The following is a 14,642-nucleotide window of genomic DNA, read 5'->3' as shown; positions in this document are numbered from 1 at the left end:
GCTGTTTCATTCCTTGTCAGTGTGTGTTGGTTGGCCGCTATATTAATCGGTAAATCTCATGTTAATAGCGCAAAAACCTCAACATAAAAATCGAATTAATTGATCATTTGCGCAAGACAACTGTTTGTCCCTGGGGCTCCAACGACTCGCGCTCCCGGTCGAACGCCAAGAAATACTTGTTCACGCTATTAACATAGCTGACGGGGCCCATACCCACTTGCTCCATGGCAACGCGTTCGACCTGGAAGAACCACTGATTGGGATTCAATCCTCGCCGCCGGGCTTCGGCGCGCATGCCCTGAACTCGCTCCGGCCCAATGTTGTAGGCCGCCAGCACGAAGGCCATGCGTTCGCGCTCGTTGAGTTTCGGGCTGGCAAAGAACTTGCGCCGGATCATTGCCAGATACTTGGCCCCAGCCTGCACATTGCCATCAACGTCCTGAATATTGTTGACCCCCACTCGCTGCGCCGCAGAAGGCGTGATCTGCATCAAACCGGTCGGACCACCGCCACTGCGGGCGGCAGGTTGCAGGGCTGATTCCTTGAAGGCCAGCGCCGCCAGGTTCAGCCAGTCCATGCCCTGGGCATCGGCGTGTTTCTGCAGCACCGGGCGAAGTTTTTCCAGACGCTGCCGGTCCGCCTTGGCCAATGGATAGTGCACTTGATAGAGACGACGATAGATCCGCAGGAACGCGGCATCCTGATCCGATGGTTTTTTATAGACGGTGAGGAAGCGATCAATGCTGGCTCGCAGCATCGACGCATCGCGGCGCACGAACCAGAACTCTTCTCCCGGATCACTGATGAGTACCTGCTTGTCGAAACGCAAGTTGGGCAGGATCTTGCCCCAGCGTTCGGCGATCGGCTGCTCGACGATGGTCAGGTGGAAGATCCCGCCCTGCACCATCTCCAGTACGTCCTCGACGGCGAGGCTCGGATCGACCCACTCGACTTTGACCGGTGGCAGTTTGTGCAGGGCGAGCTTTTGATTGATCTGGCTGACGGCATCCCCGGCGGCGCTGCCGGCAGGTAACGCCAGGGTCTTGCCGGAAAGCTGTTCAAGCCGGGTGTAGCGACGTTCGCCTTTGATGCCCACCAGGACCAACGGGATGTTGCTGGCAACCGGCTCACTGGTGCTGACGGCGAAACCCGCTTGCAGATCGAGCAACTCTCCGGGCGCCACCAGATCGCCCTCCCCGCGCTGCAATGCGCCGAGCAATTGATCCTTGGCCTTGGGAATGATCTTGAGGGTGATTTCCTGACCGTCACGGGCGTGGCCGTTGAGGTATTGCTCGAAAGCTCTCAGGCGATGGTATTCGACCCCGATCGCCTGCCCCTGGACTTCGCCGGAACTGTTGCGGCTCTGGTTGACCAGCACCCGCAGCACACGACTGCTGCGGATTTGCGCAAGGTCGCGCACCTCGCTGGCCGGTACGGCTTGCAGTGGCCCGGGCAGACGCGCGACCGCCGACATCGGCAGTAGCAGCGAACAGCACAGCAGTAGCAAAACCGAGGGACGAATCATCCACTCTCCGGAAAGAATATGAGGCCGCTTCAATGAAGTACGGCGACAAAAACAGAGCGCCCGAAGCGCTGGCAAATCGGGAAAGACTGGCACAATGATGGCAAAACTACCAACCCAGCCTGGCCCGCGGCTCAAGAGACAGCGTTAACCCGTTGTAGTTCTTGGCTTTTCTTATAAATCCACGGCTCTGATATGCTTTCCGGCCTTTGGGCCGAGGTAGCACCATGCAACTCATCGATATCGGCGTCAACCTGACCAACCCCTGTTTTGCCGACAAACACCAGGCCGTACTCGACCGTGCCTACGCGGCCGGCGTGTGCCAACTGGTGCTGACCGGCACCAGTGTCGAGGGCAGCGAACAGGCCCTTGAGCTGTGCCAGCAACTGGACGCGAGTGCGCAGCGCCTGTTCGCCACCGCTGGTATTCACCCTCACTGCGCCAGCGACTGGAACGCCGACAGCGCCCGACGTTTGCGCAGCTTGCTCAAGGAGCCGAGTGTGGTGGCCGTGGGCGAATGCGGGCTGGATTTCAACCGTGATTTCTCGCCGCGTCCGCAGCAGGAAAAGGTCCTCGAAGAGCATCTGGCAATGGCCGTTGAATTGCAGTTGCCGGTTTTTCTGCACGAACGCGACGCCAGCCAGCGTTTGCTGGAGATCCTGCGCGACTTCCGCGATCAACTGCCGGCCGCCGTGGTGCATTGTTTTACCGGAGAGCAGAAGGCACTGTTCGGCTACCTTGACCTGGATTTGCACATCGGCATTACCGGCTGGATCTGCGACGAGCGCCGGGGCACGCATTTGCATCCACTGGTCAAGGAGATCAAGCGCGGGCGTCTGATGCTCGAGAGCGATGCACCGTACCTGCTGCCGCGCAGCCTGCGCCCCAAGCCGAAAAACGGGCGTAACGAGCCGGCGTACCTGACTGAAGTGTTGCGCGAAGTAGCGCTGCATCGCGGCGAAAGCCAGGAAGATCTGGCGGCGCACACCACAGCGTGCGCACGGGCGTTCTACGGGTTGCCATCAATCCCACAGTAAACACAGAACCCTCTGTGGGAGCGGGCTTGCTCGCGAAGGGGGAGTGTCAGACACCAAGGATGTCGACTGATACCCTGCTTTCGCGAGCAAGCCCGCTCCCACATTGACCTGTATCAAAATCCGAATTCTGCATGGCGGCACAATGCTGGCACCTTGCCAAAACTGTTTCCGCTATCAGAGAAGACCTCCATGGGTGCCTGGCTTAGCAATATCTCGCTGAAATACAAATTCTGGGCGGTCAATGCCGTCGCGTTCGTCACCACCCTGTTGTTAGTGCTGTACGCGGTGCAGCTTGAACAGCAGGCCCGTAGTCATGCGTCCCAGGCCTCGGCCCAGGCACAAGCGCAATTACTGGGTGACTGGCCTGCCGCGCAACCGCTCCCCAGGGCCGATAACCTTCTGACATTCAGCCGCGGACAGGCGCCGTCACTGGATGGACAACCCGTGCTCGAACTCGCCGACTCAAACGGCTGGGTCGAGATCAACGCGATGCCGCTGTTCGGTGACAACCCGTTGATGGGCGCCGAAGTGTTTACCCGCACCGGTGGCCAGCAGGTCGCCGTGATTGCCCATGGTCCGAGCCTGAGCCAGGTGTTCAGCGAGCGTTTTGCGAGTTACGCGGTGGCCGTGTTCATTCTAATGCTGGCAATGCTCGGCGCATCGCAACTATTGATTCGCTTCCTGCTTAGCCAGCTCAACACCTTGAAAGACGTCATGTTGCACGTGGAGAAAACCGGCGACCTGTCGGCCCGCGTGCCATTGGCTTGTCGCGACGAGGTCGGGCAAATGGCCAACGCCTTCAACGCCATGCAAGCCGGTTATCAACGAGTGGTCAACACCGTCGCCAGCACCGCCCGGCAACTGGACGTCGGCGCCGCGCGGCTGGCAGCCAGCATGAATGAAGTGCGCCACGGCATGCTGGGCCAGCAAAGCGAAACCGATCAGGCCGCCACGGCGATCAATGAAATGACGGCCACGGTCTATCACATCGCCCAACACGCGGGCGCCACCCGTGACCTTTCGCAATCGGCCGATACCCTGGCCGGCAGCGGCCAGGAGGTCGTGACGCGGGTACAGCGGTCGATTGCCGGACTGTCCACCGGTGTCCAGCAGACCGCCGAGATGATTCAGCGCCTGGCCGAGGACAGCCAGAAGATCAACGGCGTGGTCAATGTGATTCACAGCATCGCCGAGCAGACCAACCTGTTGGCGTTGAACGCCGCCATCGAAGCGGCCCGTGCCGGCGAGATGGGGCGCGGCTTCGCGGTGGTCGCCGATGAAGTGCGCAACCTGGCCAAACGCGTGCAGGCCTCCACGGATGAAATCACCCTCATGGTGGCGGCATTGCAGGCTGGCACGCGGGACGCCGTGGACTTCATGCAAGAGAGCTCGTTCAAGGCCGACGATTGCGTGCAACAGGCCCAGGAGGCCGGATCGGCATTGGCCGAGATCACCGGCGCGGTGGCGCAGATGCGTGAAAGCAACACGCAGATCGCGGTGGCGGCCGAACAGCAGAGTCAAGTGGCGGAAGAGATGAACCGGGCGGTGGTGAGCATCCGTGACGTGACCGAGAATACGGTGCAGCAGACGGTGACTTCGGCGATTACCAGCAATGAGTTGGCGGCATTGGCCGGGGAGTTGAGCAAGGCGATAGGCCAGCTGAAACTTTGAGGGCCTCTTCGCGGGCAAGCCCGCTCCCACAGTTGAAATGCATTCCCCTGTGGGAGCGGGCTTGCCCGCGAAGAGGCCGGAGCCGGCAACATCAATCCAGACCATGACGCCTATCAAGCCAATAGCCAGCCTTGATTCGCCGCCAGCATTGACCGGGCCTATTCTTCATCATATGTGTTCAACATGGATCGAGGATCAGCATCATGGGTAAACGTCACCCCAACCTTCCCGCCTGGCAATGGCGAGCATACCCGAACAATCATCAGCACCCGACCAATCTAGTGCTGCACCTGATCGCGGTGCCGCTGTTCATCGTGGCGTTTCTGTTGATCGTGTCCGGGGTATTCAGCCTGAGCCTGGCGAACGTCGCCATCGGCGTGATCGGGGTGATTGCTGCGCTAGCCTTGCAACGCCACGGCCATAACCTCGAGGCGCAAGCCGCCGAACCCTTCAGTGATCGCAAGGATGCGATATCGCGCTTGTTGGTCGAGCAGTTCCTGACGTTTCCGCGGTTCTTCCTCAGTGGTGGCTGGTGGCGCGCCTGGCGTGAGCGCCACCGCCGTCACTGATCAGGCGAACACCGTCACCGTCTGCCGGCTCATGGCGATCAACCGGCCATCCGCGCTCCACATTTTCGCGGCGGCATGCCCGTAGCCGTCGGCGGCGTACTCGGTTTCGACGAGGTATTTGCACCAGTCCAGGGTGTTCAGTTGCAGCAGCGGTTGCACGAACTCGATGGTCCAGGTCAGCGTGCTGCCCATCGCCGGTTTCTTCAAAAACGGCATCAGGGCCGGTGGCCAGGCGTCCACCAGCGCCAGAATATGCGCCTCGCTGATCGCCTCTTCTTTAACGTCGCCGCGCAAGCGTACCCAGCCGCCCATTTGCCGGGAGGTGCTACCGCTGAACGGCAGCCCGCCGACGCTCCAGCGCATCGCCAGATGCCGCATGAATTCCGGGAGGACGCCTTCGACAAAAGGCAATTCCTGACACTCGTCCCAGTGCTTCATTTCCGGTGCCGGTTCAGCAGCCACCGCCACTTCCGAGGGGCGCGAGGCGCCAAAACTGCCTTGGATCAACGTCACCACTTGGCCCTTTTGCATCACCCGGCCCAACACCTGGCTGACGGCCTTGCCTTCGCGCAGCACGTCGACCTCAAAACTGACCGGAACCTCGGGTTCAACCGGGCCGACAAAGGTGAGTGCCAACGAACGCACCGGACGATCAATCGGAACCCGCGCACGCATGGCTTCATACTGCAAAGCGGCCACCAGGCCACCGAAACTGGCCCGCCCCTGTGCCCAGGAGGCCGGGATAGACAGCTCCAGCGGCTGGCTACGGACAGCGTCGAGCAATTCGGAAAAGCGCATGAAAACCTCAGGGATCGGAAAAAGATGAAGGGATCTTAACCAGCCAGCGATGGCTATACAGCACCCATTCCGGCCAAATTGACTGACAGATGAGCCGTGCAGGTTTCATGTCGAACATAAAACCCTGTGGGAGCGGGCTTGCTCGCGAAGAGGCCATCAGCCCTGACATTAATGCTGACTGACCCACCGCTCTCGCGAGCAAGCCCACTCCCACATTTGTTCGGTGGTGTTCTCAGGATTTGAAACAATCGCGACTGAGTTTTTCCAGCACCCGGTCTGCACACTGTTCAGCCTCGGCCATAGTGGCTTTCCACACGGCAACACAGGGTTGCAAATCCGCTTCCCGTTCAGCCATGGCCAGCCATTGCACACAATCGTGCCAGTCACCCAGCGCGCCCTGGGCCGATTTCAATCGGGGCATGGCCGCTTTCGGCAAACGGTCCAGCTCGGGGTAAGCGTCGATACCATAGCGCACGCGCTTGATCAGCAGACGCAGCCGGTGGCGGTCGTGGGTCGGGTCGTGCAATGCTTCGTCGAGTTTTTTCCACTGTTTGCCCAGGCGTTTTTCAATGCGCTTGCGCAAGCCCTTGAGCAATCCCTGGCGCTGGGCAGCGCGTAGAAAACGCGGAAACGCATCGAGGACGATCAGCATTTGCGCGAGCTCGGGACTGGCCGCCACGGCCGGATAGGCCTCGGCCATTTGTGCCATGCGCCGCTGTGCAGCTTGCGGTTGATGGTGCTGGAGCAGGTACGCCGCCAGCACTTCGCGATCACGTAATGGCGTGGTCAGATCGCCTACCCGGGAGGCTGCAGCTTCCAGCTGTTCGACACCGGGCACCCCCTGCAAGGGGCGCAACAGGCTGCGCAACCGACGCATGGTTGTGCGCAGATCGTGTAACGCTTCAGGGTCAGTACGCTCTTTCAAGCGGGCCTGACAGGCCAGCAGACGAACTTCCAGGCCCAGGACATGAGCCACCAGCCGATCGATCATGGGGGTTTACTCCGTAAACAGCGCCAGGCTGCAAGCTACGAGCTGCAAACCCGATGAGTCTTGCAACTCGTAGCTTAGAGCCTGCAGCTGCTTTTTGCCTTCAACGCCCCGCACGCGACTCACGAATATAGAAACGGGCCTTCTCGGCCTTGTGGCTGCACCCTTCGAACCCCTCGAATTGCTGCTGGGTCTTGGCCGCGGTCAACAGCGACAAGGCTTTGGAGTAGCTGACAGTCCCGGCGAAACCTTCGGCCTTGGCCAGGTCCAGCTCATGCCATGCGGCATCCAGGTTACTACCGCAACTGTCGCGATAAGCGGTTTTGCCGGCACAACCGGCAAGCGCCAGGGCAATCAATGGCACGCAGATCCAGGCTTTCATCACTCACTCCTCAAAGATAGGTCAACAGTCGTGCAGGTAAGACGGTGTGGCACCCGAAAAGTGCCGTTGGTCCGCTATGCAAACTATAGCGCTGACAAGGATAACCATGTGCCGCCATGGACTGTCGAAAATACGACGCCGTTGCCCCATAGAACGACCATGGCGATTGAAGCATGCCCCTCGATGGGTGCATTGTTGAACCATTCAAGCGAGGGCGATCCATGAAAAAGCGTGTCGCACTGGTATTGGGCTCGGGTGGAGCCCGGGGTTATGCGCATATTGGGGTCATTGAAGAGATCGAACGGCGCGGCTATGACATTGCCTGTATCGCCGGTTGCTCCATGGGCGCGGTGGTAGGCGGGATCTATGCTGCGGGCAAACTCAACGATTACCGCGACTGGATCGAGAGCCTGGATTATCTCGACGTATTGCGTCTGGTGGACGTCAGTTTTCGTCTGGGGGCGATCCGTGGCGAGAAGGTGTTCGGGCAGATCCGCAAGATCGTCGGCGAGGTCAACATCGAAGACTTGCGTATCCCCTACACCGCGGTTGCCACCGACCTGACCAACCAGCAGGAAATCTGGTTCCAGGAAGGTTGCCTGCATCAGGCCATGCGCGCCTCGGCAGCGATTCCCAGCCTGTTTACCCCGGTGATGCAGGGCAACCGCATGTTGGTGGACGGCGGCATTCTCAACCCGCTGCCGATCGTGCCGGTGGTGTCGAGCCATTGCGATTTGATCATCGCGGTCAACCTCAACTCCACCAACCAGCGCCACTATCAATTGCCGGTCATCCAGCGCCCCGCCGCCTTCAAGACCCGCTTCGACAGCCTGATCAACTCCGTCGGCTCGAAATTGCCGTTCCGGCGCAAACAGGCTGAACAATTGTTGGTTCTGGAACAGGAAGCCTTGAAGGCCGAAGGTGCGGACTTCAATCCGTGGCTCGAATCCGCCGAGCCCGACGCGCAGCAACCCGTGGCAGCCCCGCAAGCCAGTGGCGCGCCCCGCTCCGCCACCGGTTCGTTCATCATCGACAACGTCGGGCCGGCGTCCTTGCTGGATCTGATCAACCAGAGTTTCGAGGTGATGCAGACGTCGCTGGCGCAGTACAAGATTGCCGGGTATCCACCGGACATCCTGATCAACGTACCCAAGCGCGTGTGCCGGTTTTTCGAGTTCTACAAGGCGCCGGAGCTGATCGCGCTGGGGCGGGAGATTGCGCGGGATACGCTGGATCGGTATGAGAATGAGCAGAACTGAAAGTCTGAAGGTTCTCGGGTGACTATCAGGGCCTCTTCGCGAGCAAGCCCGCTCCCACAGGGTTCGCGTCGTACACATGAATTGGGCCCGACGCGGTTATTGTGGGAGCGGGCTTGCCCGCGAAGAGGCCCTGATAGTCACCACAAAATTTCAAAACTACTCACTCAACAACCGATACCCCACCCCCGCCTCGGTAACGATGAACCTTGGCCGGGTCGGGTCATCCGCCAGTTTCTGGCGCAAGTGCCCGACCACGATGCGCAGGTAGTGGGTGTCTTCGGTGTGAGTCGGTCCCCAGATGTCCTTGAGCAATTGCTGCTGGGTGATCACCCGCCCGGGATGCCGCGCCAGTTGCGCCAGCACGGCGTATTCCTTGCGAGTCAGCGCGACTTCGGCACCGTCGAGCAGCACCCGGCGATACGCCAGGTCGACGGTCAACGGGCCGAAAGCCAGTGCCGCTGGCTGGGTTTCGCCCACGGGCGCCTGGCGCAACAACGCACGAATCCGTGCCAGGAACTCCTGAATACCGAACGGCTTGGTCACGTAGTCATTGGCGCCGCCATCCAGGGCCTCGACTTTTTGCCCTTCACCGGCGCGCACGGAGAGCACCAGCACCGGCACCGTCGACCACTCGCGAAAATCACGTAATACCTGTTGGCCGTCCATGTCCGGCAAGCCGAGGTCGAGCACCAGCAAATCCGGTTTGTTCAGTGCAGCTTGTGCCAATCCTTCGCTGCCGGTACCGGCCTCCAGCACTTTATAGCCCTGGGACACGAGGCTGATGCGCAGAAATTTGCGGATCTGCGGTTCGTCATCGATGACCAAAATGGTCGCGGTCTGGCTCATGAATTCACATCGACACTAAGAAGTGGCAAGAGAGTAGCGCACGCACGTTCAGGCTTCACCTTCGTATCCCGGCTGAGCCTGTAGCGGCAAATGTAAGGAAATGCAGGTGCCACGCCCCTCGATGCCGTCGGCGACGCTGATGCGCCCGCCATGGGCACCGACCATGCCCTGACAAATCGCCAGCCCCAACCCGGTGCCCTGGCCGCCACGATCACCTCGCGCTGCGGTGTAGAACATGTCGAAAATTTTCGCCCGTTCCGCCTCCGGAATGCCCGGGCCCTCATCGCTGACCGAAAAAAACAGCTCACTGTCATCAGCCCCGGCGCGCAATTGCAAACGCCCGTGGGGCGGCGAAAACCGCGCGGCGTTTTCCAGCACGTTGACCAGTGCCTGTTCGATCAGTGCGGCATGCACGTACAGCAACGGTAATTCGGCCGGCACGTCGGTGCTGACTTGCAACGTCGCAAGGACTGCCCGCAGGCGATTGAGCGCGCTGCCGACGATGTCCGCCGGCGACACCCAGTCCCGCGCCAGCTTCAGGGCTCCGTGGCCGAGCCGGGTCATGTCGAGCAGGTTTTGGATGTAGCGGTCGAGGCGCTCGGCTTCATCGCGGGTGCCTTCGAGGAGTTCACGCCGATCCTCCAGCGGGATCGCTTCACCCAGGGCCAGCAGGCTGTCGATACTGCCGCGCATGGACGTCAGCGGTGTGCGCAAATCGTGGGACACCGAAGCCAGCAAGGCACTGCGCAGTTGCTCGGTTTCGCCGTGCAGCCGCGCTGCTTCCAGATCATCGGCCAGTTGCGCCCGGGCCAGCGCCTGGGCCAGCGGCTGGCTGAGTGCGGTCAACAAGCGTCGACGCTGGCCGCTCAGGACCTGGCCTTCCCTGGCGCATACGCCGAGCAACGCCAGCGGGCCGTCCTCCACCGATAACGGCCACCACCACCAGCGGCCGAACGGCAATGTGCCGGTGCCCGCACCCGCCGGTTGATCGTGCTGCCAGGCCCAGTCGGCGGCGGCGCGTTCGGCTTCGGTGAACTCCAGCGGGCCACCGGTTTCGACTTTCCAGCCGTTTTGCCCGTCGCGATTGAGCAGGCACAGTTGTACATCACTCCAACCGTTGAGGTGCTGGGCAGCCGCGCTGACCACAGCCTGACGGTCGGTGGCGGCGGTGAGTTTGCGTGACAGGTCGAGCAATTCGGTGGTCTCTTCCTGGGTATCGCGCAGTGCCTGCAATTGCCTGCGCTGGCGCGCCGCGAGGTTACCGGTGAGGGCTGCCATCAGCAGGAAGAACAGCAAGGTCAGCACGTCTTCTTCGCGCTGGATGCTGAAAGAGAAAATCGGTGGAATGAACAGAAAGTCATAGGTCAGAAACGACAGCGCGGCACAGGCCAGAGCCGGCCCGAGGCTGCTGCGCACCGCCACCAGCAAAACGGCGGCAAGGAACACCAGTGAAATATTTGGCAGCGGCAGAACACTTGCCACGGCCCAGGCCAGGGCGCTGGCCAGAACCGTCGCGAACACAGCCAGTGCGTAGTCGAACCAGACCAGCGACTGCATCGACCGCTGATGGGGTTGATGCTGTTGGTGATCGCTATCGAGAACGTTGATTTCCAGTCCGCGAGCATTGCGCAGCAGTCGCGCCGCCAGCCCGCCACCGAACAGACGGCGGCGCAAGCGCGGCCTGGACTGACCGACCAGCACCAGGCTGGCGCGACGTTCGGCGGCATGCTGGATCAGGGTTTTCGCCACTTCACCGGCCCGTAGCAACACCACTTCGCCCCCCAGCCGTTCAGCCAGTTGCTGGGCGCTTTGCAGGCGCAGGCGCGACTGCTCGTCAGGCACGCGGCCGTTGTCCACGTGCACCAGGCTCCAGGGCAGGTGCCGCCGCTGGGCCACGCGACTGGCATGCCGCACCAGGCGCTCGGCCTGGGCATCGCCGTCGACCCCCACCAGCAAACGCCCGCGCACGGCTGGCGCCGCTTGACCGAGTTGGCGATAGCCCTGGGCCAGATCGTTATCGACCTGAGCCGCCGCAGTTTGCATCGCCAGTTCGCGCAGGGCCGTCAGGTTGGTCTGGGAAAAGAACGCATCGATGGCCGCCCGCGCTTGCTCCGGCACATAGACCTTGCCATCGCGCAGGCGCTCCAGCAGCTCCCGTGGCGGCAAGTCGATCAACAGCAGTTCATAAGCTTCCTGCAGTACCCAGTCCGGCAGGGTTTCGCGGACCTGCACGCCAGTAATGCCGCGCACCTGGTCATTGAGGCTTTCCAGATGCTGGACGTTGACCGTGGTGTACACATCAATGCCGGCAGCAAGCAGTTCCTGAATATCCTGCCAGCGCTTTTCGTGACGGCTGCCGGGTGCGTTGGTGTGCGCCAGCTCGTCGACCAGCACCAGTTTCGGTTTGGCTTTGATCAGGCCGTCGAGGTCCATTTCTTCGAGCAACACACCACGGTATTCCGAGCGCACCAACGGCAGCTGCGGCAAGCCGCTGAGCAGTGCTTCGGTTTCGGCACGGCCGTGGGTTTCGACGACACCGGCAATGACTTTCACCCCTTGACGTAACCGGGTGTGGGCCGCTTGCAACATGGCATAGGTCTTGCCGACACCCGGCGCGGCGCCGAGAAACACCTTGAGCCGTCCACGGCCATCGCGGGGCAGGTCTGCTAACAGCGCGTCGGCGCGGCCGGAGTTGCTCATGCTTGAAGCTCACTTTTTTCTTGAAGGGAATGGGTGACCGTTCTACCGCCCTCGCGAGCAAGCCCGCTCCCACATTGGAATGCGTACTCCTGTGGGAGCGGGCTTGCTCGCGAATGGCTCCACCACGGATTTACAGTTTTTCCAGCGCCAGGTTCAACTCAAGCACATTCACCACCGGCGGGCCTACCAATGGCTGCTCGATGTGGGTGTCCAGCAGTTGCTGCAGGGTCGCTACCGGCAGGTTGCGCGCCGTCGCGACACGCGCCAGTTGATAGGCAATCGCGGCCGGTGGCAAGTGCGGATCGAGACCGCTGCCAGACGTAGTGACCAGCGCCAATGGCACCGGCCCCTGGCCTGGCACCAGCAGTTTTCTGGCATCGTCGATCACCCGCGTGGCCAGGGCCGGGTTGCTGGGCGACAGGTTGCTGGCACTGCTCGACACGGTGGCAAAGGCACCGGCCGAAGGGCGCGGGTGGAACCAGGCGTCGCCGACGAAATCCTGGGCGATCAGCGAGGAACCGCGGACCTTGCCCTCGGTATCACGTACCAGGCTGCCGTTGGCCTGATCCGGGAAAGCCACCTGGGCCACCCCGGTGACCACCAGCGGATAAGCGACGCCGGTGATCAGCGTCATCAGGACCAGCAGGCTCAGGGCCGGGCGTATCAATGTGGACATTTCAAAATCCTCTAATTCACAAGTCAGGTACACCGTGGTGCATCCATCGCGAGCAAGCTCGCTCCCACAGGGAGATGTGGCGATTTTGCGGGAGCGAGCTTGCTCGCGATGGCGGCTTATCTGGCACCCCGCACAATCAAACCAAATGCAACGCCGTCAACAGCATGTCGATCGCCTTGATGCCCACGAACGGCACCAGAATCCCGCCCAGGCCGTAGATCAGCAGATTGCGCCGCAGCAACGCCGCCGCACTCGCCGCCTGTACCCGCACACCGCGCAGTGCCAGAGGAATCAGCACCACGATGATCAGAGCGTTGAACACGATCGCCGACAGAATCGCGCTTTGCGGACTGCTCAGGTGCATCACGTTGAGCACGCCCAGTTGCGGGTAGATCGCGGCGAACAGCGCCGGCAGAATCGCGAAGTACTTGGCCACGTCGTTGGCGATGGAAAAGGTCGTCAGCGCACCGCGGGTGACCAGCAATTCCTTGCCGATCTGCACCACGTCCAGCAGCTTGGTCGGGTCGCTGTCGAGGTCGACCATGTTGGCCGCTTCCCGGGCCGCTTGCGTGCCGTCGTTCATCGCCATGCCGACGTCCGCCTGGGCCAGGGCCGGGGCGTCGTTGGCGCCGTCGCCGCACATGGCGACCAGGCGACCGTCGTTTTGCTCGTGACGAATGCGCGCCAGTTTTTTCTCCGGCGTGGCTTCAGCCAGCACATCGTCCACACCCGCTTCGGCAGCGATGGCGGCGGCGGTCAGCGGGTTGTCGCCGGTGACCATGACGGTGCGAATGCCCAGCTTGCGCAACTCGGCGAAACGCTCGCGGATGCCGGGCTTGACCACGTCCTTGAGGTGGATCGCGCCGAGCAGCTTGCCGTCGGCACACACCAGCAACGGGGTGCCGCCGCTTTGGGCGATCCTGTCGATTTCACGGGACAACGGTGCCGCCAGATCGGCACGCTTGAGGCCCACGAACGCCAGCAACGAATCCACCGCGCCTTTGCGGTACACGCGCCCTTGATAGTCGACACCGGACAAGCGGGTTTCGGCGCTGAATGGCACGGCTGTCAGCTCGTCGGCGGACGGCTCCGGCTGCGGATGAGTGCCGCGCAGGTACTCGACGATCGACTTGCCTTCCGCAGTATCGTCGGCCAGCGAAGCCAGCAATGCGCCTTCAGCCAGTTCCCTGGCTGGCACGCCAGGCGCGGCATACACCGCCGAGCAACGACGGTTACCGAAGGTGATGGTGCCGGTCTTGTCCAGCAGCAGGACGTGCACGTCCCCCGCCGCTTCCACCGCACGACCGGACTTGGCAATCACGTTCAGGCGCACCAGTCGATCCATCCCGGCAATACCAATGGCCGACAGCAAACCGCCGATGGTAGTCGGGATCAACGTGACCAACAGCGCCACCAGGAACACCAGCGGCAGGCTGCCATTGGCGAAGTGGGCGAACGGTTGCAGGGTGACGACCACCAACAGGAAGATCAGGGTCAGGCCGATCAGCAGGATGTCGAGCGCTACTTCGTTCGGGGTCTTCTGGCGTTTGGCGCCTTCGACCAAGGCGATCATGCGATCCAGGGTCGATTCGCCCGGGTTGGCGGTGATCTTCACTAGCAGCCAGTCGGACACCAGTCGGGTGTTGCCGGTAACGGCCGAGCGATCACCACCGGACTCACGAATCACGGGGGCCGATTCACCGGTAATCGCCGCTTCGTTGACCGCTGCGATACCTTCAATCACCTCGCCGTCACCCGGAATCATCTCCCCCGTTTCGACGCGCACCACGTCCCCTTTGCGCAGGCTGGCAGCGGGCACCACCTGAAAGCTGCCGTTGCCGGTTTTGCGCCGGGCGCTCAAGCCTTCGCTACCGGCCTTGAGGCTGTCGGCGCGGGCCTTGCCACGGCCTTCGGCCAAGGCTTCGGCGAAGTTGGCGAACAGCACGGTGAACCACAGCCACACGGCAATTTGTGCGGCAACGAAGGTCGGCACCGCCGTGTCGGGAATGAAGCACAGCACGGTGGTCAGGATCGCCGTCAGCTCGACCACCAGCATCACCGGCGCACGCTGCAATTGCCGTGGGTCGAGCTTGACGAAGGCTTGCAGCAGCGCCGGGCGCCACAGGGCCGAGATCGCGGTTTTCGGTTGTTCCGGCGCTTTCATGGCGACCGGTTTAATTACGGGCATATTCAT

Annotated in this window: 12 protein-coding genes; 4 read left to right on the top strand and 8 right to left on the bottom strand. The window is 61.8% G+C overall.

Annotated features, from left to right (window positions below):
- Positions 1-103 precede the first annotated feature (103 nt).
- Complete coding sequence (locus ABIA48_RS22725; RefSeq protein ID WP_429491484.1) at positions 104-1,525, bottom strand: transglycosylase SLT domain-containing protein; 1,422 nt, start codon at positions 1,523-1,525, stop codon at positions 104-106.
- A gap of 224 nt (positions 1,526-1,749) precedes the next feature.
- On the opposite strand from ABIA48_RS22725, the gene ABIA48_RS22720 reads away from it, so the two are divergent.
- From ABIA48_RS22720 to ABIA48_RS22710, 3 genes are all read left to right on the top strand, one after another.
- Positions 1,750-2,559 carry a TatD family hydrolase gene (locus ABIA48_RS22720; RefSeq protein WP_429491482.1) on the top strand — a complete coding sequence of 270 codons (810 nt, stop codon included), beginning with the start codon at positions 1,750-1,752 and terminating at the stop codon, positions 2,557-2,559.
- Positions 2,560-2,748: 189 nt separating this feature from the next.
- Positions 2,749-4,230 carry a methyl-accepting chemotaxis protein gene (locus tag ABIA48_RS22715; RefSeq protein WP_429491481.1) on the top strand — a complete coding sequence of 494 codons (1,482 nt, stop codon included), beginning with the start codon at positions 2,749-2,751 and terminating at the stop codon, positions 4,228-4,230.
- A gap of 203 nt (positions 4,231-4,433) precedes the next feature.
- A complete protein-coding gene (locus ABIA48_RS22710) occupies positions 4,434-4,799 on the top strand; it encodes an Mpo1-like protein (RefSeq protein ID WP_007991746.1) in 366 nt (121 codons plus the stop codon).
- Here the strand turns inward: ABIA48_RS22710 and ABIA48_RS22705 are convergent, their stop codons facing one another.
- From ABIA48_RS22705 to ABIA48_RS22695, 3 genes are all read right to left on the bottom strand, one after another.
- Positions 4,800-5,597: an acyl-CoA thioesterase gene (locus ABIA48_RS22705; RefSeq protein ID WP_429491479.1), complete on the bottom strand. Its 798-nt coding sequence runs from the start codon at positions 5,595-5,597 to the stop codon at positions 4,800-4,802.
- Positions 5,598-5,829: 232 nt separating this feature from the next.
- A complete protein-coding gene (locus tag ABIA48_RS22700; protein ID WP_204934215.1) occupies positions 5,830-6,588 on the bottom strand; it encodes a CHAD domain-containing protein in 759 nt (252 codons plus the stop codon).
- 100 nt (positions 6,589-6,688) lie between these two features.
- On the bottom strand, positions 6,689-6,967 hold the full coding sequence (locus tag ABIA48_RS22695) for a hypothetical protein (protein ID WP_007991739.1): 279 nt from the start codon (positions 6,965-6,967) through the stop codon (positions 6,689-6,691).
- Between the two features lie 221 nt (positions 6,968-7,188).
- Between ABIA48_RS22695 and ABIA48_RS22690 the strand changes: the two genes are divergently transcribed.
- A complete protein-coding gene (locus tag ABIA48_RS22690; protein ID WP_429491477.1) occupies positions 7,189-8,226 on the top strand; it encodes a patatin-like phospholipase family protein in 1,038 nt (345 codons plus the stop codon).
- A gap of 156 nt (positions 8,227-8,382) precedes the next feature.
- On the opposite strand, the gene ABIA48_RS22685 is transcribed toward ABIA48_RS22690, so the two are convergent.
- The 4 genes from ABIA48_RS22685 to kdpB form a co-directional block, all read right to left on the bottom strand.
- A complete protein-coding gene (locus ABIA48_RS22685) occupies positions 8,383-9,072 on the bottom strand; it encodes a response regulator (RefSeq protein ID WP_429491475.1) in 690 nt (229 codons plus the stop codon).
- A 48-nt stretch (positions 9,073-9,120) separates the two neighbouring features.
- The gene (locus ABIA48_RS22680; protein WP_429491474.1) at positions 9,121-11,772 is read right to left on the bottom strand and encodes a DUF4118 domain-containing protein; all 2,652 of its coding nucleotides are present in this window, start codon (positions 11,770-11,772) and stop codon (positions 9,121-9,123) included.
- Between the two features lie 130 nt (positions 11,773-11,902).
- Positions 11,903-12,448 (bottom strand): potassium-transporting ATPase subunit KdpC, encoded by a 546-nt coding sequence (gene kdpC, locus ABIA48_RS22675; protein ID WP_429491472.1) that lies wholly within the window; start codon positions 12,446-12,448, stop codon positions 11,903-11,905.
- 136 nt (positions 12,449-12,584) lie between these two features.
- Positions 12,585-14,642, bottom strand: coding sequence for a potassium-transporting ATPase subunit KdpB (gene kdpB, locus ABIA48_RS22670; RefSeq protein WP_429491470.1), 2,058 nt, complete (start codon positions 14,640-14,642; stop codon positions 12,585-12,587).

Origin of the sequence: Pseudomonas sp. S30_BP2TU TE3576, from assembly GCF_050436025.1 — a bacterium.
Taxonomy (GTDB): Bacteria; Pseudomonadota; Gammaproteobacteria; order Pseudomonadales; family Pseudomonadaceae; genus Aquipseudomonas.
This window is presented reverse-complemented; position numbering and strand designations above follow the sequence as displayed.